Annotated in this window: 15 protein-coding genes and 1 pseudogene; 7 read left to right on the top strand and 9 right to left on the bottom strand. The window is 70.5% G+C overall.

The window, feature by feature from the left end; genetic code table 11:
- Positions 1-171: 171 nt before the first annotated feature.
- Genes AB0I23_RS24195 through tyrS form a run of 3 tightly spaced genes read left to right on the top strand, consistent with a single transcriptional unit; the run spans position 172 to position 4,410 of the window.
- Positions 172-1,695, top strand: coding sequence for a TldD/PmbA family protein (locus AB0I23_RS24195; RefSeq protein ID WP_359112145.1), 1,524 nt, complete (start codon positions 172-174; stop codon positions 1,693-1,695).
- Positions 1,692-3,086: a metallopeptidase TldD-related protein gene (locus tag AB0I23_RS24190; RefSeq protein ID WP_359112144.1), complete on the top strand. Its 1,395-nt coding sequence runs from the start codon at positions 1,692-1,694 to the stop codon at positions 3,084-3,086. Before AB0I23_RS24195 ends, AB0I23_RS24190 begins: the two co-directional genes overlap by 4 nt.
- Before the next feature lie 55 nt (positions 3,087-3,141).
- Positions 3,142-4,410 (top strand): tyrosine--tRNA ligase, encoded by a 1,269-nt coding sequence (gene tyrS, locus AB0I23_RS24185; protein ID WP_359112142.1) that lies wholly within the window; start codon positions 3,142-3,144, stop codon positions 4,408-4,410.
- 74 nt (positions 4,411-4,484) lie between these two features.
- On the opposite strand, the gene AB0I23_RS24180 is transcribed toward tyrS, so the two are convergent.
- A complete protein-coding gene (locus tag AB0I23_RS24180; protein WP_359112140.1) occupies positions 4,485-4,760 on the bottom strand; it encodes a GlsB/YeaQ/YmgE family stress response membrane protein in 276 nt (91 codons plus the stop codon).
- Positions 4,761-4,962: 202 nt separating this feature from the next.
- On the opposite strand from AB0I23_RS24180, the gene AB0I23_RS24175 reads away from it, so the two are divergent.
- Together AB0I23_RS24175 and AB0I23_RS24170 are read left to right on the top strand one after the other, a co-directional pair.
- On the top strand, positions 4,963-5,337 hold the full coding sequence (locus AB0I23_RS24175) for a DUF3099 domain-containing protein (protein WP_359112198.1): 375 nt from the start codon (positions 4,963-4,965) through the stop codon (positions 5,335-5,337).
- A gap of 199 nt (positions 5,338-5,536) precedes the next feature.
- Entirely contained in the window at positions 5,537-5,773 is a 237-nt protein-coding gene (locus tag AB0I23_RS24170) for a hypothetical protein (RefSeq protein WP_359112139.1), read from the top strand.
- 193 nt (positions 5,774-5,966) lie between these two features.
- On the opposite strand, the gene moaA is transcribed toward AB0I23_RS24170, so the two are convergent.
- The 3 genes from moaA to AB0I23_RS24155 all read right to left on the bottom strand — a co-directional run bounded on the left by moaA (position 5,967) and on the right by AB0I23_RS24155 (position 9,143).
- Complete coding sequence (gene moaA / locus AB0I23_RS24165; RefSeq protein WP_359112137.1) at positions 5,967-6,956, bottom strand: GTP 3',8-cyclase MoaA; 990 nt, start codon at positions 6,954-6,956, stop codon at positions 5,967-5,969.
- Between the two features lie 184 nt (positions 6,957-7,140).
- A complete protein-coding gene (locus tag AB0I23_RS24160) occupies positions 7,141-8,781 on the bottom strand; it encodes a solute symporter family protein (RefSeq protein WP_359112135.1) in 1,641 nt (546 codons plus the stop codon).
- Entirely contained in the window at positions 8,778-9,143 is a 366-nt protein-coding gene (locus tag AB0I23_RS24155; RefSeq protein WP_359112134.1) for a DUF485 domain-containing protein, read from the bottom strand. Before AB0I23_RS24155 ends, AB0I23_RS24160 begins: the two co-directional genes overlap by 4 nt.
- Positions 9,144-9,430: 287 nt before the next feature.
- On the opposite strand from AB0I23_RS24155, the gene AB0I23_RS24150 reads away from it, so the two are divergent.
- Positions 9,431-10,960 carry a S8 family peptidase gene (locus AB0I23_RS24150; RefSeq protein ID WP_359112132.1) on the top strand — a complete coding sequence of 510 codons (1,530 nt, stop codon included), beginning with the start codon at positions 9,431-9,433 and terminating at the stop codon, positions 10,958-10,960.
- Positions 10,961-11,109: 149 nt separating this feature from the next.
- On the opposite strand, the pseudogene AB0I23_RS24145 reads toward AB0I23_RS24150, so the two are convergent.
- Positions 11,110-11,344 (bottom strand): annotated as a pseudogene (locus tag AB0I23_RS24145) (lysoplasmalogenase family protein); the annotation flags it as partial.
- Between the two features lie 67 nt (positions 11,345-11,411).
- Here AB0I23_RS24145 and AB0I23_RS24140 point away from each other — a divergent pair.
- Positions 11,412-12,926 (top strand): CoA transferase, encoded by a 1,515-nt coding sequence (locus tag AB0I23_RS24140; protein ID WP_359112130.1) that lies wholly within the window; start codon positions 11,412-11,414, stop codon positions 12,924-12,926.
- Here the strand turns inward: AB0I23_RS24140 and AB0I23_RS24135 are convergent.
- From AB0I23_RS24135 to AB0I23_RS24120, 4 genes are all read right to left on the bottom strand, one after another.
- The gene (locus tag AB0I23_RS24135; protein ID WP_359112127.1) at positions 12,916-13,959 is read right to left on the bottom strand and encodes a zinc-dependent alcohol dehydrogenase family protein; all 1,044 of its coding nucleotides are present in this window, start codon (positions 13,957-13,959) and stop codon (positions 12,916-12,918) included. The genes AB0I23_RS24140 and AB0I23_RS24135 overlap by 11 nt on opposite strands.
- Before the next feature lie 20 nt (positions 13,960-13,979).
- On the bottom strand, positions 13,980-14,669 hold the full coding sequence (locus AB0I23_RS24130) for a lysoplasmalogenase (protein ID WP_359112125.1): 690 nt from the start codon (positions 14,667-14,669) through the stop codon (positions 13,980-13,982).
- Positions 14,666-15,544, bottom strand: coding sequence for a sterol desaturase family protein (locus tag AB0I23_RS24125; RefSeq protein WP_359112123.1), 879 nt, complete (start codon positions 15,542-15,544; stop codon positions 14,666-14,668). Before AB0I23_RS24125 ends, AB0I23_RS24130 begins: the two co-directional genes overlap by 4 nt.
- Before the next feature lie 118 nt (positions 15,545-15,662).
- On the bottom strand, positions 15,663-16,049 hold the full coding sequence (locus tag AB0I23_RS24120) for a DUF4440 domain-containing protein (RefSeq protein WP_359112122.1): 387 nt from the start codon (positions 16,047-16,049) through the stop codon (positions 15,663-15,665).
- Positions 16,050-16,918 lie beyond the last annotated feature (869 nt).

The following is a 16,918-nucleotide window of genomic DNA, read 5'->3' as shown; positions in this document are numbered from 1 at the left end:
CGTAAGAGATGAAGCCCCGTTCGAGGCAGAGCGATCAGATCCAGGACTCGGGTGGCCCACGCCGAACCCGTTGACGAGCCCGGCGCGCTCGTCCGGAGAAACCTATGGCCGGTCGCCCTCGACGCACGGCATGGTTCACTGCGGACACATGCCGAAAAGACGGAGTACTACATGCCTCATGAGGTAGATCAGTCGTTCCTGGCCCTGCCGCTACGGGCCCTCGCCGACGCGGCGCTCGCCCGGGCCCGCGCGCTGGGCGCCACGCATGCGGACTTCCGTTTCGAGCGGGTGCGCAGCGCGTCCTGGCGGCTGCGGGACGCCCGGCCGTCGGGGACCTCGGACACCACCGACCTCGGGTACGCGGTACGGGTGGTGCACGGCGGTGCGTGGGGGTTCGCGTCCGGGGTGGATCTGACCATGGACGCCGCGGCGAAGGTGGCGTCCCAGGCGGTCGCCATGGCGAAGCTCTCGGCGAAGGTGATCGCGGCGGCGGGCTCGGACGAGCGCGTGGAGCTGGCGGACGAGCCGGTGCACGGTGAGCGGACCTGGGTGTCGGCGTACGACATCGACCCGTTCTCCGTACCGGACGAGGAGAAGGCGGGGCTCCTCGCCGAATGGAGCAGCCGGCTCCTGGGCGCCGAGGGCGTCGCGCATGTGGACGCCTCGCTGGTGACCGTCCACGAGAACAAGTTCTACGCGGACACGGCGGGCACCGTCACCACCCAGCAGCGGGTCCGGCTGCACCCGCAGTTCACCGCGGTCGCCGTGGACGGAACGACGGGTGAGTTCGACTCGATGCGGACCATCGCCCCTCCGGTGGGACGCGGCTGGGAGTACCTCACCGGAACCGGCTGGGACTGGGATTCCGAGCTGGAGCGGATCCCGGGGCTGCTCGCGGAGAAGATGCGCGCTCCGAGCGTCGAGGCGGGGACGTACGACCTGGTGGTCGACCCGTCGAACCTCTGGCTGACGATCCATGAGTCGATCGGCCATGCCACCGAGTTGGACCGGGCGCTGGGGTACGAGGCGGCGTACGCCGGTACCTCGTTCGCCACCTTCGACCAGCTGGGCAAGCTGGCGTACGGCTCCCCTGTCATGAATGTGACGGGCGACCGGACCGCCGAGCACGGACTCGCGACCGTCGGGTACGACGACGAGGGTGTCGAGGGCCAGTCCTGGGACCTGATCAAGGACGGGACGCTGGTCGGCTACCAGCTGGACCGGCGGATCGCGAAGCTGACGGGTCTCGGCCGGTCCAACGGGTGCGCGTACGCGGACTCGCCGAGCCATGTTCCCGTGCAGCGGATGGCGAACGTGTCGCTGCAGCCGGACCCGGGCGGCCTGTCCACGGAGGATCTGATCGGCGGGGTGGAACGCGGCATCTATGTGGTCGGCGACCGGTCCTGGTCGATCGACATGCAACGCTACAATTTTCAGTTCACCGGGCAGCGGTTCTTCCGCATCGAGAACGGCAAGCTGGCCGGGCAGCTGCGCGATGTCGCGTACCAGGCGACGACGACGGACTTCTGGGGCTCGATGGAGAAGGTCGGCGGCCCGCAGACGTACGTCCTGGGCGGCGCCTTCAACTGCGGCAAGGCCCAGCCGGGCCAGGTCGCGGCCGTCTCGCACGGCTGCCCCTCCGCCCTCTTCCGAGGCGTGAACATCCTCAACACGACGCAGGAGGCGGGCCGATGAGCCGCGTCAGCAAGCCGTACGAGATCGTCGAGCGCGCGCTCGAACTGTCCACCGCCGACGGCTGTGTCGTCATCGCCGACGAGGAGTCCTCCGCCAATCTGCGCTGGGCGGGCAACGCGCTCACCACGAACGGGGTGACCCGGGGGCGCACCCTGACCGTCATCGCGACCGTCGACGGTGCCGAGGGGGCCGCGTCCGGAGTCGTGTCGCGGTCCGCCGTCACCGCCGAGGACCTGGAGCCGCTGGTCCGGGCCGCCGAGGCGGCCGCGCGTGGCGCAGGTCCGGCCGAGGACGCGCAGCCGCTGGTCACCGGTGTGCCGTCGTCGCCCGATTTCACGGACGCCCCGGCCGAGACGGGTTCCGACGTGTTCGCGGAGTTCGCCCCGGCACTCGGTGACGCCTTCGCCCGCGCCCGGGCCGGCGGGCGCGAGCTGTACGGCTTCGCGCACCATCAGCTGACCTCGACCTATCTGGGCACCTCGACGGGGCTGCGGCTGCGCCACGACCAGCCGAACGGGACGCTGGAGCTCAACGCCAAGTCCCCCGACCGGACCCGGTCGACCTGGGCGGGCCGTTCCACGCGCGACTTCAAGGACGTCGACCCGGCCGAGCTCGACGCGGAACTCGCGCAGCGGCTGCGCTGGGCGGAGCGCCGTGTCGAGCTGCCCGCCGGGCGGTACGAGACGCTGCTGCCGCCGACCGCGGTGGCCGATCTGCTGATCTACCAGCTGTGGTCGTCGACGGCACGGGACGCCGCGGAGGGCCGGACGGTGTTCTCCAAGCCCGGCGGCGGGACGAGGATCGGCGAGACGCTGTCCGAGCTGCCGCTGTCGCTGCGCAGCGACCCGCACGCACCGGGTCTGGAGTCGGCGCCGTTCGTGATCGCCCATGCCTCCGGGGACGGCGCCTCCGTCTTCGACAACGGTCTGCCGCTGACGTCGACCGACTGGATCCGGGACGGCAGGCTGGAGCACCTGACGACCACCCGGCACACGGCGGGGCTGACCGGGCTTCCGGTCGCGCCGGCGATCGACAATCTGCTGCTCGAAGGCGGCGGTGAGCGGTCGCTGGAGGAGATGGTGGCGGCGACGACCGGCCGGGGGCTGCTGCTGACCTGCCTGTGGTACATCCGGGAGGTCGATCCGGCGACGCTGCTGCTGACCGGGCTGACCCGCGACGGGGTGTATCTCGTCGAGGACGGCGAGGTCGTCGGCGAGGTGAACAACTTCCGGTTCAACGAGTCTCCGGTGGATCTGCTGTCGCGGGCCACGGAAGCGGGCCGTACGGAGAAGACGCTGCCGCGCGAGTGGGGCGACTGGTTCACCCGGGCCGCCATGCCCGCGCTGCGGATCCCGGACTTCAACATGAGCTCGGTGAGCGCGGGCGTGTGACCCGCCTAGACTGGCTGTTGCCTTTCGATACACGTAGCTGAGGAGACACGGAACCGTGACGGACATCGTCGACGAGCTGAAGTGGCGTGGGCTGTTCGCCCAGTCCACCGATGAGGACGCCCTGCGCAAGGCTCTCGCGGACGGTCCCGTCACGTTCTATTGCGGTTACGACCCCACCGCGGCGAGTCTGCACGTGGGCCATCTGGTGCAGGTGCTCACCATGCGCCGGCTCCAGCTGGCCGGTCTGCGGCCGCTCGCCCTGGTGGGCGGGGCCACCGGTCAGATCGGTGACCCGCGGCCGACCGCCGAGCGCACGCTGAACGACCCGGAGACGGTCGCCAACTGGGTGTCGCGGCTGCGGTCCCAGATCGAGCCGTTCCTGTCCTTCGAGGGCGAGAACGCGGCGATCATGGTGAACAACCTGGACTGGACCGCGGGCATGTCCGCGATCGAGTTCCTCCGGGACGTCGGCAAGCACTTCCGCGTCAACAAGATGCTGACCAAGGACTCCATCGCCCGGCGGCTGGAGTCCGACGAGGGCATCAGCTACACCGAGTTCAGCTACCAGCTGCTCCAGAGCATGGACTTCCTGGAGCTGTACCGTCGCCACGGCTGCACCCTCCAGCAGGGCGGCAGCGACCAGTGGGGCAACCTCACCGCGGGCCTCGACCTGATCCACCGGCTGGAGCCGGGCGCCGAGGTGCACGCGCTGGCGACCCCGCTGATGACGAAGGCGGACGGGACCAAGTTCGGCAAGTCCGAGAGCGGAGCCGTCTGGCTCGACCCGGCGATGACGACGCCGTACGCGTTCTACCAGTTCTGGCTGAACGTGGACGACCGGGACGTCTCCCGGTACATGCGCATCCTCAGCTTCCGGACCCCCGCGGACCTGGAGGAGCTGGAGAAGCTCACCGAGGAGCGCCCGCAGGCCCGGACGGCGCAGCGCGCGCTGGCCGAGGAGCTGACGACGCTGGTGCACGGCGCCGACCAGTGCGCCGCGGTCATCGCGGCGTCGAAGGCGCTCTTCGGCCAGGGCGAGCTCGGCGAGCTGGACGAGGCGACGCTGAGCGCCGCTCTGTCCGAGGTGCCGCACGCGCAGGTCACCGAGCTCGGCCCGCTGGTCGACCTGCTGGTGGAGGTCGGCCTGGCGCCGAGCAAGTCGGGCGCCCGCCGCACGGTGAAGGAGGGCGGTGCGTACGTGAACAACGTCAAGGTCACGGACGGCGAGAGCGCACCGGCCCGTGAGGAGCTGCTGCACGGGCGCTGGCTGGTGCTGCGCCGGGGCAAGAAGAACCTCGCGGCCGTCGAGGTCATCGCCGGCTGACCGGAAACGGACGCGGACCGCGGCCGGGCACGCGACATGCGTGCCCGGCCGCGGTGTGCTGTACGAGTGCTGGATCAGGCCTTCTGTCTGGTTCCGCGCATCGATGTCCAGAGCATGTCGCCGACACCGACGACGACCACGGCGCCGATCAGCTGCAGCAGGTGGCGCGTCCAGTCGATGCCCGCGGTGTCGTTGACGCCGATCCAGGTCGCGACGGAATTGCCGAGGACGCTGCCGATCATGCCGAAAACGGTCGTCAGCCAGAGCGGGATGTTCTGTTTGCCCGGCAGGATCGCCTTGGCGATCAGACCGAGGACCAGCCCCACGACGATTGCCCACAACCAGCCCATGTCGCCTCCTCATGCGGCGCGCTGTCGCGCATGTGCGCCCAGTCTCGGCCCATCGGCCGTACGCCGCATGCCGGACGGGTCCGTACGTGCCACGAGGGTGCGGTTGTGCGTGGATACGGCGTGCCCCGGTCTCGAACCCGTCGGATGCCGGGCGTACCGTGGGAGTGGCTCGCGGGGAGCCCGGGGAAGGGTGGTGGACGTGATGTGGAAGCAGAGCGGGGCGGAGGTCTTCCGGATCACTGGAGCGCGGCAGAGCCTCGCGGACGACGTGCGCGGCAGGCAGCGCCGCTATGTGATCTCGATGTCCGTACGGACGGTCGCGGTGATCCTGGCCGCAGTGCTGTGGAACATCGAGAAGCCTGTGGCCATCGTGGCGCTCGTCCTGGGTGCCCTGCTTCCGTACGTCGCCGTCGTCATCGCCAACGCGGGCCGGGAGACACCCCCTTCGCTGCCCTCGACCTTCGTTCCGCCGCCCGCCCGGCCGATGCTCGACGCCGCCCCGGTGGCCGGTCCCGCGGAATCCGGACCGGCGGCCGACCGGGCCGGCGGTGGGGCGGAACCGCATGAGCACAGTTGAGTGCGTGGCACACCCGAAGCCTCAAGAAGAGCTCAGATCAATCATGAGGTTCAGGTGCACCGCACCCCGGTCCGCGTGACATACTGCCTACGCGCTCCGCATCCCCCGTCGGAGCGACAGACCGACGCCGGGCAGCTCCCCCCGTGGCTGCTCGGCGTCGTTTTTTCTCCGGCTCTCGCAGGGCCCTAGGGTTGAGTCCGTGAACTCCCCCGAACATGCCGCCACCGCACCGATCTGTTCCGCCAAGGACTGCCGTACGGCCGCCGTATGGGTGCTGGCCTGGAACAATCCGAAGCTGCACACTCCCGAGCGCCGTAAGACCTGGCTGGCCTGCGACGAGCACCGGGAGCATCTCTCCTCGTTCCTGGGGGTACGAGGTTTCCTGAAGGATGTCGTGACGCTGGCGGAGTGGGAGTCCTCGGCCGAGGGCCGCTGAGGGCCGTTCGCCGCTGCGATGGGGCTGGGGCGTGTGCCGGAAGTCCCGCCTGCCCCGCAACGCCTGGCACGCTCGCTGCGTTGTCGGGGTCGTCCACGTACGTCCGGTACGAGGACGACCCCCCGCCTTGCGACCGCACGCCGCCGGGCCCGCCCTTCGGGCGGACGGCGGCACTTCCGACACACGCCCCTAGCTAGCCGCCGATCGCCGACATCGGGCGGTCGGGCTGCAGGAACGACGGGTCGTCCAGACCGGATCCGGCCTTTTTTCCCCACATCGCGAGACGCCAGATCCGGGCGATCTCCTCGTCCGGGGCCTCGGACCGCAGCGCGCCGCGCAGATCGGTCTCCTCGCGGGCGAACAGGCAGGTCCGCACCTGGCCGTCGGCGGTGAGCCGGGTGCGGTCGCAGGCCCGGCAGAACGGGCGGGTGACGGAGGCGATGACGCCGACCCGGTGAGGTCCGCCGTCGACGAGCCAGCGCTCGGCGGGGGCGGAGCCGCGCTCCTCCTCGCCCTCGGCGGTGAGGGCGAAGCGGGTGCGCAGCGAGGCGAGGATGTCGCCTGCCGTGATCATGCCGTCGCGCTTCCAGCCGTGCTGGGCGTCGAGCGGCATCTGCTCGATGAAGCGGAGTTCGTATCCGTGCTCCATGGCCCAGGCGAGCAGGTCGGGGGCCTCGTCCTCGTTGAGCCCCGGCATCAGCACGGTGTTGATCTTGACCGGGGTGAGGCCGACGCCGTGGGCGGCTTCGAGGCCTGCCAGCACGTCGTGGTGGCGGTCGCGGCGGGTGAGGGTCTTGAAGACGTCGGGGCGCAGGGTGTCCAGGGAGACATTGACCCGGTCCAGTCCGGCGGCCCTGAGGGCGGCTGCGGTGCGCTTCAGCCCGATGCCGTTGGTGGTCAGGGACAGCTTCGGGCGGGGTGTCAGCGCCGCGCACTGCTCGACGATGGAGACGAGGCCGGGGCGCAGCAGCGGCTCGCCGCCGGTGAAGCGGACTTCCGTGATCCCCAGCTGGGTGACGGCGATACGGACGAGCCGGACGATCTCGTCGTCGCTCAGCAGGTCCGGCTTGGCCAGCCACTGCAGTCCCTCTTCGGGCATGCAGTAGGTGCACCGCAGGTTGCAGCGGTCGGTCAGCGACACGCGCAGGTCGGTGGCGACCCGGTCGTAGGTGTCGATGAGCATGGTGGGCCCCCTCCCCCGGTGGATCCCGGTTGCGGATCTGACTTCTCCGAGACTACGCGAGACCTGCGACACGCAGGTGGCCCGATTGCCACGAGGTACGGCGCGGCCGCGTCGTAGGACTCTACGACGCGGCCGCGGGAACAGCGTGGTGCGTGGCTCGAACTTTTCGATTAATTCCTTCTCGTCAGTGGGCGCCGACGCCGGTGAGGGACTTGACCTCCAGTTCGGCGTACTTGCCCTTGTCCGGCTCCTCCTTCGAGAGGAGGGAGCCGAGCCAGCCGAGCAGGAAGCCCAGGGGGATGGAGATCAGGCCCGGGTTCTCCAGCGGGAACCAGGCGAAGTCGACGCCCTTGAACATCGATGTCTTCGCGTTGCCGGAGACGACCGGCGAGAACAGCACCAGGATCACCGAGCCGGCCAGACCGCCGTAGATCGACCACAGGGCGCCCTGGGTGGTGAACCGCTTCCAGAAGAGGCTGTAGAGGAGGGTCGGGAGGTTGGCGGAGGCGGCGACCGCGAAGGCGAGAGCCACCAGGCCGGCGACGTTCATGTCGCGGGCGAAGGCGCCGAGGATGATCGCGACCGCGCCGATGAGGACGGTGGACCAGCGGGCGGCCCGCATCTCCTCCTTCTCGGTGGCCTTCCCCTTGCGGATGACGTTGGCGTAGATGTCGTGGGCGAAGGAGGACGAGGAGGCGAGGGTGAGGCCCGCGACGACGGCGAGGATCGTGGCGAAGGCGACGGCCGAGATCACGGCGAGCAGCACCGCTCCGCCCGTCGTACCGACCCCGCCGAGGTATTCGGCGAGCTGCGGTGCCGCGGCGTTGCCGGCCGGGTTCTTCGCCCTGATCTCGTCCGGGCCGATGAGCGCCGCGGCGCCGAATCCGAGCGCGATCGTCATCAGGTAGAAGGCGCCGATGATGCCGATGGCCCAGTTCACCGACTTCCGGGCGGCCTTGGCGGTCGGGACGGTGTAGAAGCGGATCAGGATGTGCGGGAGCCCGGCGGTGCCGAGGACCAGGGCGATGCCGAGGGAGAGGAAGTCCAGCTTCGAGGTGCCGGTGGCACCGTACTTCAGGCCGGGCTCCAGGAACGCCGCTCCGTGACCGCTCTTCTCGGCGGCCGTGCCCAGCAGGTCGGAGATGTTGAAGTCGAACTTGAGCAGCACCAGGAAGGTCATCAGGAGGGCACCGGCGATGAGCAGGACGGCCTTGACCATCTGCACCCAGGTGGTTCCCTTCATGCCGCCGATGGTGACGTACACGATCATCAGGACGCCGACCAGGGCGACGATGAGGATCTTTCCGGCGTCGCTGGTGATGCCGAGGAGCAGCGAGACGAGCACGCCCGCGCCCGCCATCTGCGCCAGCAGGTAGAAGATCGAGACGACGATGGTGGAGACGCCCGCGGCGGTACGGACCGGGCGCTGCCGCATCCGGTAGGCGAGGACGTCGCCCATCGTGTAGCGGCCGGAGTTGCGCAGCGGTTCCGCGACCAGCAGCAGGGCCACCAGCCAGGCGACGAGGAAGCCGATCGAGTAGAGGAAGCCGTCGTAGCCGAAGAGGGCGATGGCGCCGGCGATTCCGAGGAACGAGGCGGCGGACATGTAGTCGCCGGAGACCGCGAGCCCGTTCTGGAAGGCGGTGAACTGGCGGCCGCCCGCGTAGAAGTCGGAGGCGCTCCTGGTCTGCCGGCCCGCCCAGACGGTGATGCCCAGGGTCGCGGCGACGAAGACCGCGAAGAGCGTGATGATCAGCGGCCGGTGCTCGGCGGTGGACGAGGCGGCGAGCTGGATCACGGGATGCGAGTGGTACGCGGCGCTCATGCGTCGGCCTCCATACGGGACTTGATGGCCTCGGCCTTCGGGTCGAGCTTCGCCGCGGCGTGCCGCGCGTAGAACCAGGCGATGAGGAAGGTGGTGACGAACTGGGCGAGGCCGAACACGAAGGCCACGTTGATGTTGCTGTACACCGTGGTGCCCATGAAGCCGCCGGCGTAGTTCGACAGCAGCACGTAGAGCAGGTACCAGAGCACGAACGCGATGGTCAGCGGAAAGGCGAACGAGCGGTGAGCGCGGCGCAGTTCGGTGAACTCCGCGCTCTCCTGGACCTCGACGAACCGTTCTGTCGTGGGCTGGGCAGGGCCGGTGTCGGGACCGGCCTTGGGCGGCGATGCATCGGTAGCCACGGATTCTCCTCGCGACGCGGGTGCGGTGGTGGGGGCGGTGGGTTTCACAACAGAACCTCGATGTCGGGGGGTTGGTGTGCGACTCCCCTGACAACGGCACGTGGGGCGCGGCGAAGCGGTTCACCGCGAGTTGCCACTTCTCCGCTTCGCCCGATCGGCGGCACCCTTCGAACTGAATGTCGTCAATTCATTGATGTGCCGGATGATCAGCGATAACTTCACCGTTCATACACACGTCCGGACACACCTCGTGTCCGGCCGGCTGACACGGATGATGTGGAGACCCCATGGCGCATCTGGGATCCAGACGGACCCGCGTACTGACGCTGCCCGTCGGATTGGCCCTCACGGCCTCGCTCGGCTTCCTGCCGACGAGTGCCGCATCCGCCGCCCCGTCGGACGGACTGCCCACGGCGGCGGTCTCGACGGACGGCCCGAAGCTGTCGTACGTCGTCAACACCACCCCCGTACACAGCACGGGTGTGGTGCGCCGAGCGATAGCCGCGGCCGGCGGGACGATCGTGACGTCGCACGACCAAATAGGCGTGATCGTCGTCCACTCCTCGAACCCCGACTTCGCGAAGGCCATTCGCAACACCCCGGGCGTCGAGTCGGCCGGTGCCACCCGCACCGCCCCGCTCAAGTCCGTCGCCACGACCGAGGAGGGCAGCACCGAGCTGCTGACCGCCGAGGAGGCCGCGAAGGCCGCCGCGGCCGCGGGCCCGGGCCAGGAGCCGCTGGAGCCCAACCAGTGGGACATGCGCGCCATCCAGGCCGACGAGGCCAGCAAGATCAACGATGGCAGCGCCTCGGTCACCGTCGGCGTGATCGACACAGGTGTCGACGACACCCATGAGGACCTCAAGGCGAACTTCTCCAGGGAGCAGTCGGCCAACTGCGTCGGCGGCGTGGCGGACACGACCGAGGGCGCCTGGCGTCCGTACACCAACGGCAGTGACCACGGCACGCATGTCGCCGGTACGATCGCCGCCGCCCGCAACGGCATCGGCGTCACCGGTGTCGCCCCCGGTGTCAAGGTGGCCGGCATCAAGGTCAGTGAGCCCGGCACCAGCCTCTTCTACACCGAGGCGGTCGTCTGCGGCTTCGTCTGGGCCGCCGAGCACGGCATCGAGGTCACCAACAACAGCTACTACGTCGACCCCTGGTACTTCAACTGCCAGGACGACCCGGACCAGAAGGCTCTGCTCGACGCCCTCACCCGCGCCACGAAGTACGCCGAGCGCAAGGGCGTCCTCAATGTCGCCGCGGCGGGCAACGAGAACTACGACCTGAACTCCGACAGCATCGTCGACAGCTCCAGCCCGAACGACTCCCCTTCGGGGACGCGCACCATCGACCCCCACAAGTGCTTCGACATCCCGACCCAGCTGCCGGGCGTCGTCACGGTGACCGCGACCGGCACGCAGGGCTTCAAGTCGTACTACTCCAGCTTCGGTCTGGGCGTCGCCGACGTGTCCGCCCCCGGCGGCGACAAGTGGCAGATCCCGGCCACCCCGGACGCCAACGGCCGTGTGCTCTCGACGGTCGTGAACGGCCAGTACGGCTACAAGCAGGGCACCTCGATGGCCACCCCGCATGTCGCGGGCGTCGCGGCCCTGCTGAAGAGCACGCACCCGATGGCCACGCCTGCGCAGCTGCAGGAGCTGCTGAAGGCCCAGGCCGTCAACCCGGGTTGCCCGTCCAAGGTCTACAACTCGGACGGCCAGCTGGTCGACGCGACGACCTGCAAGGGCGACAGCCAGGTGAACGGCTACTACGGCCACGGCATCGTCAACGCCCTGAACGCCGTCAAGTAGTCGGCTCCGCACCTCTGCGCAACCGGGGCCGGACGGGAAGCACTTCCCGTCCGGCCCCGTCGTCATGGCGTCACGGCTTGACGAGCACCTTCAGCGCCGTGCGCTCGTCCATCGCCCGGTAGCCCTGCGGCACCCCGTCCAGACCGACCGTCGGGGGCGGGCAGTTGGGGCAGGCCGGCGATGCCGGTGGCGATCAGCCGGCGCGTCGGAGAGCAGGAAGAGCGCACCGCCGACGGCCGCGTACCGGCGGAAGGTACTGGACCGGTAGGCCATCGCGGTGAGCAGCAGGCTGTACCCGGCCATCGGGATCCTCAGGTCCGCGGGCACCCCACCCCGGAGCAGCACGAGGAAGCCGGCCAGGACGACCGCGTACGCGACACCGAGCAGCACGGAACTCCGGCGAGCACAAGGCCCATGACTGAAAAGCGGCACTCAGTGCCATAGTGCGGACATGACACGCGTACAGAGCTCCGGTACGGAGCAGGCCTGGGCCGCTCTCGGCGGTGACCCCGCGCTTCTCGGCCGAATCGGATTCGGCGGACCCACCGGTGCGCTGCCCGCGCGGCTGCCCGTCCTGGAGCTGGCCCGCTCCACTGTCGCGGTCTGTTCGCTGGCCGCCGCCGAACTCGCGGCGCGCCGCACGCGGGGCGGCGCCGGTCCCGTACCGCGGGTCCGGGTCGACGGCGGGGCGGTGGGCACGGCGTTCCTCAGCGAGCGGCATCTGCGGATCGACGGGCGCGCGCCGACGACGTTCGCCCCGCTGTCCCGGTTCTGGCGGACGGCCGACGGCTGGGTCCGCACCCACGCCAACTACCCGCACCACCGCGCCCGGTTGCTCACCGCGCTCGGTCTGCCCGACGACACCGGGGTGGACACGGTGGCGGCCGTGTTCGCCGAGCGCCGGTCGGCGGAGATCGAGGAGACGGTGTACGCCGCAGGCGGTCTGGCGGTCGCGCTGCGCACCCCCGAGGAGTGGGCCTCCCACGAGCAGGGCGCCGCGATCGCCGCACGCCCGCTGCTCACGCTCGAACGGACCGAAGGGCCCGGAACGGTGGCGCCGCGCCGCCTCTGCACGCTGTCGGGTTCGCCGCTGCTGCCCGCCGCCGGGCTCCGGGTCCTGGACCTGACGAGGGTGCTCGCCGGCCCGGTCGCCACCCGCACGCTGGCGCTGCTGGGCGCGGACGTGCTGCGGATCGACGCGCCGCAGCTGCCGGAGAGTCAGGACGCCCACAACGACACGGGCTTCGGCAAGCGGTCGGTCTCCCTGGACCTGCGCGACCGGGCCGGGCGGGCGACGTTCGAGGAACTGCTCGCCGACGCCGATGTACTGGTCACCGGATACCGGCCGGGCGCGCTGGAGGCATACGGCCTGACTCCGGAGGCGCTCGCCGTACGCCGGCCCGGTCTGGTCCTCGCGCAGGTGTCCGCGTGGGGCCGGTACGGGCCGTGGCACGAACGGCGCGGCTTCGACAGCCTGGTGCAGGTGGCCACCGGCATCGCGACGCTGGCGGGGAGCGCGGGAGCACCGGGCACGCTGCCGGCGCAGGCCCTCGACCACGGCACCGGATACCTGCTGGCGGCGGGGGTGCTGCGGGCGCTGTCCGAGCAGCACGACGACGGCGGCTCTCGGCTGCTGCGGCTGGCACTCGGGCAGACGGCGCACTGGCTGTGCAACGGCCTCCCGGAGCAGCCGACCGCCGGCACCTCGGAGACGTACGAGCCCGAGAAGCACCTCGGCATCACGGACAGCGAGATGGGACGCCTGCGGTACGCCCTGCCGCCGGTGTCCTTCGCGGGCGGCCCGGCGGACTGGTCGCGTCCGCCGGGCCGGCTGGCCGCGGATTCCCCGGTCTGGGGTATCACCGCGGCTGCCATCGGCGGCACCTTGCTGACCGCAACGGGCCCGGCGGACATGTCTCGTCCGCCGGGCCCGCACGGCTCACTGCCGGGGTCCGCTACGGCTTGATGAGAACCTTCAGCGCCGTACGCTCGTCCATCGCGCGGTAGCCGGCGGGGACCTCGTCGAGACCGATGGTGAGGTCGAAGACGGGCGACGGGTCGATCGTGCCGGACAGGACGTCGGGGAGCAGTTCCGGAATGTACGCGCGCACGGGGGCGACGCCGCCGCGCAGGGCGATGTTCCGGTCGAACATGACGCCCAGGTCCAGCCCGGTGCCGCTGCCGTGCGGCACGCCGACGTAGCCGATCGAGCCGCCGTCGCGGGTGATCTCGACCGCCGTACGCATCGACTGCTCGGTGCCGACGGCCTCGATCACGGCATGCGCGCCCTGGCCGCCAGTCAGGTCCCGTACGGCGGCCACAGCCGCCTCGCCGCGCTCGGCGACGACGTCCGTGGCGCCGAAGGTGCGGGCGATGTCCGTACGCACCCGATGGCGGCCCAGCGCGATGATCCGCTCGGCGCCGAGCCGCTTGGCTGCCATGACGCCGCACAGGCCGACCGCCCCGTCGCCGACGACGGTGACCGTGGAGCCGGGCTTCACGCCCGCGCCGACGGCGGCGTGGTGGCCGGTGCCGAGTACGTCGGACAGGGCCAGGAGCGCCGTGAGCAGCCGGTCGTCGGACGCGGCAGCGGCCGGGAGCTTGACCAGCGTGCCGTCGGCGAACGGGACGCGGACGGCCTCGCCCTGGCCGCCGTCGGAGCCGACCGAGCCCCAGAAACCGCCCTGCGGGCAGGACGTCATCAGGCCTTCGGCGCAGTACTCACAGGTGCCGTCGGACCAGACGAAGGGGGCGACGACGAGGTCGCCGGCCGCGAAGCCGCCGACCTCCGGCCCGGTCTCCTCGACGATTCCGATGAACTCGTGGCCGATGCGCTGGCCGGGCTGGCGGGCGGACTCGCCGCGGTACGCCCACAGGTCGCTGCCGCAGATACAGGCCCGCAGGACCCGCAGCACCACATCGGTGGGCTGCTGGATCGTCGGGTCCGGCACCTCCTGCACGCGTATGTCGTAGGGGGCGTGGATGACGGTGGCGCGCATGCGTGGGGGTCCTTGCGATCTCAGATGCTGATACTCCGCTCACGGTACGCCCCAGGGGCGACAACGTCCCATTTCCCACCCGGCGCAAGCGCTCCGACGGTCAGCAGGAACTGCGCCGCGATGTAGGTGAGCATGACCCAGAAGCCGGGGGCGGGCAGCTGGGGCAGGTCGGCGATGCCGGTGGCGATCAGCGCGTCGGAGAGCAGGAAGAGCGCCCCGCCGACGGCCGCGTACCGGCCGAAGGTACTGGACCGGTAGGCCATCGCGGTGAGCAGCAGGCTGTACCCGGCCATCGGGATCCTCAGGTCCGCGGGCAGCCCGCCCCGGAGCAGGACGAGGAAGCCGGCCAGGACGACCGCGTACGCCACGCCGAGCAGCAGGGAACTCCGGGCGCGCCCGAAGAGCCACAGATAGCAGACGTGACCTGCGGCGAAGGAGCCCATGCCGACGAGGAAGGCGGCGTCGGCGTCCGGCAGCAGGAGCGTGTCGCCACCCCAGCCGAAGAGCAGCGCGGCGATCAGCGGCCGGGGGCCGCGGCGGGCGGCGGCGTACCCGGCGAGCAGCGGCATGAGCAGAGGCTTGGCGACGAGGTGGGCGATGCCGGCATCGGCGAGGACACCGAAGAGATCGACGGCGGAGGCGACGAGGAAGGCGATGAGCAGGGGGCGTACGAGGCGCGCCCGCGGATCAGCGACCGTGGCGGCGCTCATCCGGTGCGCCCGGGTGCGGGGACGGCGGTGGCGGATACCGTGGACGCCGGCTGCCACCCCGGCCCGCGGAAGACTCGTCCGGCCCGCTCGCGCCAACTGCCCGCCGCCCGTACGTCCCGGGCGATCGCGGCGTACTCGTGGGTCGCGACGCGCAGCGGGTTGTGGGTGGCGATGTTCTTGGTGAGCCCGTAGACGGGCCGCTCCGTCTCGGCGGTGAAGGAGCCGAAGAGCCGGTCCCACAGAATCAGGATGCCGCCGAAGTTCCGGTCGAGATAGCCACCCTGCGAGGCGTGGTGCACCCGGTGGTGGGAGGGCGTGTTCAGTGCGTACTCGAAGGGCCGGGGCAGCTTGTCGATCCGTTCGGTGTGCACCCAGAACTGGTAGACGAGATTGGCCGAGGAGCAGAAGGCCAGCGCCGCCGGATGGACACCGCAGGCGACGAGCGGAACGTAGAACGGCCAGACGGTCAGCGAGGTCCAGGGCTGGCGCAGCGCGGTGGTGAGGTTGAACTTCCGGCTGGAGTGGTGGACCACATGGCAGGCCCAGAGGATCCGGATGACGTGGTGGCCGCGGTGGGACCAGTAGTAGAAGAAGTCCTGCGCGAGCAGCATCAGCAGGATCGTCCACCACAGGACGGGGACGCGGAGCGGGGTCAGCTCGTAGACCGCGGTGTAGATCGCCACGATGGGCACTTTCCACAGCAGGTCGAAGACGAGGCTGCCGAGCCCCATGGTGACGCTGGTGACGGCGTCCTTGGTCTCGTACCCGGCGGCGTCGTCGTCGGGGTGGATGCGGTGGCTGACCATTTCGACCACGGTGAGCAGGACGAAGGCCGGTATGGACCACAGCACGACATCGGGCAGGTTCGGCTCCATGCGAGCACCGTAGAGCTGCCGGTCGGCCGGGACCAGACGTTGTTACCAACAAGTATGCGAGACGCGATGTCAGCAACCTTTGGCACCTTCCGCCAACAAATCCGTCGCGCGATTCCGCTCATGTGCCCTCGGGCGGGATCGGTGTGGCCTGGTGGTAGTACATCTGCCACGTCGCGCTCGCACTCCGCCTGCGCCAGAGCGAACTCCGTCGCGCCCGGTTTCCACCGATCACGGTCTCGTAGGTGAGGTGCACCAGCCCGGGCGCCATCAGGACACCGGTCATGTCCGAGGGCTCGAAGCGCGGGCCGTCCTCTGCCGCACCGTCCAGCTCGGGCAGCTCGGCCAACATGTCCTCATACGTCCACCGCCGGCCCGAGGCGCCGACCTCCACGAAGTCCGGATCCAGCAGCTGCCGGGCCTGCGACCGTGACGTGCGCACGTCGGGGTCCATCAGTCGCAGCTCGCCCGCGATGGCTTCGCGTACCTCGTCCGTCTCTCTGCTCATGCGGCATCTTCGCCCAGGTGCCCTGTCCCTTCGCAACCGGATTGCCCCCGCAGAGCGGGCTCTGCGCCTGCCGCACCGAGCGCCGCGGCCGTTGCGGCCGTCTCCACCGGGTCGCCGGTGGACCGCACGTGGCTGGAGAGCAGGTTCTCCGCCGGGTGCCGGTAGTGAATGCCGGTGACCGGCATGCCCAGCCGCGTCCGTCGGGGCGCCCTCGCCGGTGCGGTCAGCGTGGTCCGGCCCTCCGGACGCCCTGCACCGGCGCACCATCGTGACCGCGGTCCTGGCCACCTGGCCCACCGATCCCCGTCGGCGCACCGAGGCGGAGTGGGTGGCGCTGCGGAAGCTGCTGCCCGCCGGGGTGGCGGGTGCCGAAATCCGTAACCGCACCCGCCAGATCCGCACGTATGCGGCCGAGCACGGGTGCCTGCCCGCCGGGTTGTGCGTACTGGAGGGACCGCCGCAGGTCGGTGAGTTGGTGCTGCTGGCCGCGATGGACCGCCAGCAGGTCACCCTGGCCAGGGTGGACGAGACCACCGCCCGGCTGAGGGTCAAGCACCCAGCAGGCCCACCGGCCCCCGGCACCGAGGCACCCCGCGCGCTACCGCCGGACAGGCCCCGGGCCCGAAGACTTCCCGCCGTATGCCCGACGTGCGTACGGTCCCCGCCACCACCCCCACCGGGATGGTTCAGCGTCCGGCGGGGCATGACACCACGACACCCACCCCCACCGGGCCGGTGCCAGGTCATGAAGTACCCGCCCACGCCCGGCCGGAAGAAGACCTTCTACCCGGACACAGGCGGCTCTCACGCAGAACCTGTCGACGACGCACCCGCGCCGCCGTGCGGACCGGCTTCCACCACCTGCACGC

The sequence above is a fragment of the Streptomyces atratus genome (genome assembly GCF_040655115.1).
GTDB classification, from domain to species: domain Bacteria; phylum Actinomycetota; class Actinomycetes; order Streptomycetales; family Streptomycetaceae; genus Streptomyces; species Streptomyces atratus_D.
The sequence above is the reverse complement of the archived record's forward strand: the minus strand, read 5'-3'. Positions and strand labels throughout refer to the sequence as shown.

What these genes read in the sequence shown, in the direction of transcription:
- AB0I23_RS24195 (WP_359112145.1), top strand. Translation starts at nt 172, where the DNA reads ATGCCTCATGAGGTAGATCAGTCGTTCCTGGCCCTGCCGCTACGGGCC.
- AB0I23_RS24190 (WP_359112144.1), top strand. Translation starts at nt 1,692, where the DNA reads ATGAGCCGCGTCAGCAAGCCGTACGAGATCGTCGAGCGCGCGCTCGAA.
- AB0I23_RS24180 (WP_359112140.1), bottom strand. Translation starts at nt 4,760, where the DNA reads ATGGGCTGGTTGTGGGCAATCGTCGTGGGGCTGGTCCTCGGTCTGATC.
- AB0I23_RS24175 (WP_359112198.1), top strand. Translation starts at nt 4,963, where the DNA reads ATGTGGAAGCAGAGCGGGGCGGAGGTCTTCCGGATCACTGGAGCGCGG.
- moaA (WP_359112137.1), bottom strand. Translation starts at nt 6,956, where the DNA reads ATGCTCATCGACACCTACGACCGGGTCGCCACCGACCTGCGCGTGTCG.
- AB0I23_RS24160 (WP_359112135.1), bottom strand. Translation starts at nt 8,781, where the DNA reads ATGAGCGCCGCGTACCACTCGCATCCCGTGATCCAGCTCGCCGCCTCG.
- AB0I23_RS24150 (WP_359112132.1), top strand. Translation starts at nt 9,431, where the DNA reads ATGGCGCATCTGGGATCCAGACGGACCCGCGTACTGACGCTGCCCGTC.
- AB0I23_RS24140 (WP_359112130.1), top strand. Translation starts at nt 11,412, where the DNA reads ATGACACGCGTACAGAGCTCCGGTACGGAGCAGGCCTGGGCCGCTCTC.
- AB0I23_RS24135 (WP_359112127.1), bottom strand. Translation starts at nt 13,959, where the DNA reads ATGCGCGCCACCGTCATCCACGCCCCCTACGACATACGCGTGCAGGAG.
- AB0I23_RS24130 (WP_359112125.1), bottom strand. Translation starts at nt 14,669, where the DNA reads ATGAGCGCCGCCACGGTCGCTGATCCGCGGGCGCGCCTCGTACGCCCC.
- AB0I23_RS24125 (WP_359112123.1), bottom strand. Translation starts at nt 15,544, where the DNA reads ATGGAGCCGAACCTGCCCGATGTCGTGCTGTGGTCCATACCGGCCTTC.
- AB0I23_RS24120 (WP_359112122.1), bottom strand. Translation starts at nt 16,049, where the DNA reads ATGAGCAGAGAGACGGACGAGGTACGCGAAGCCATCGCGGGCGAGCTG.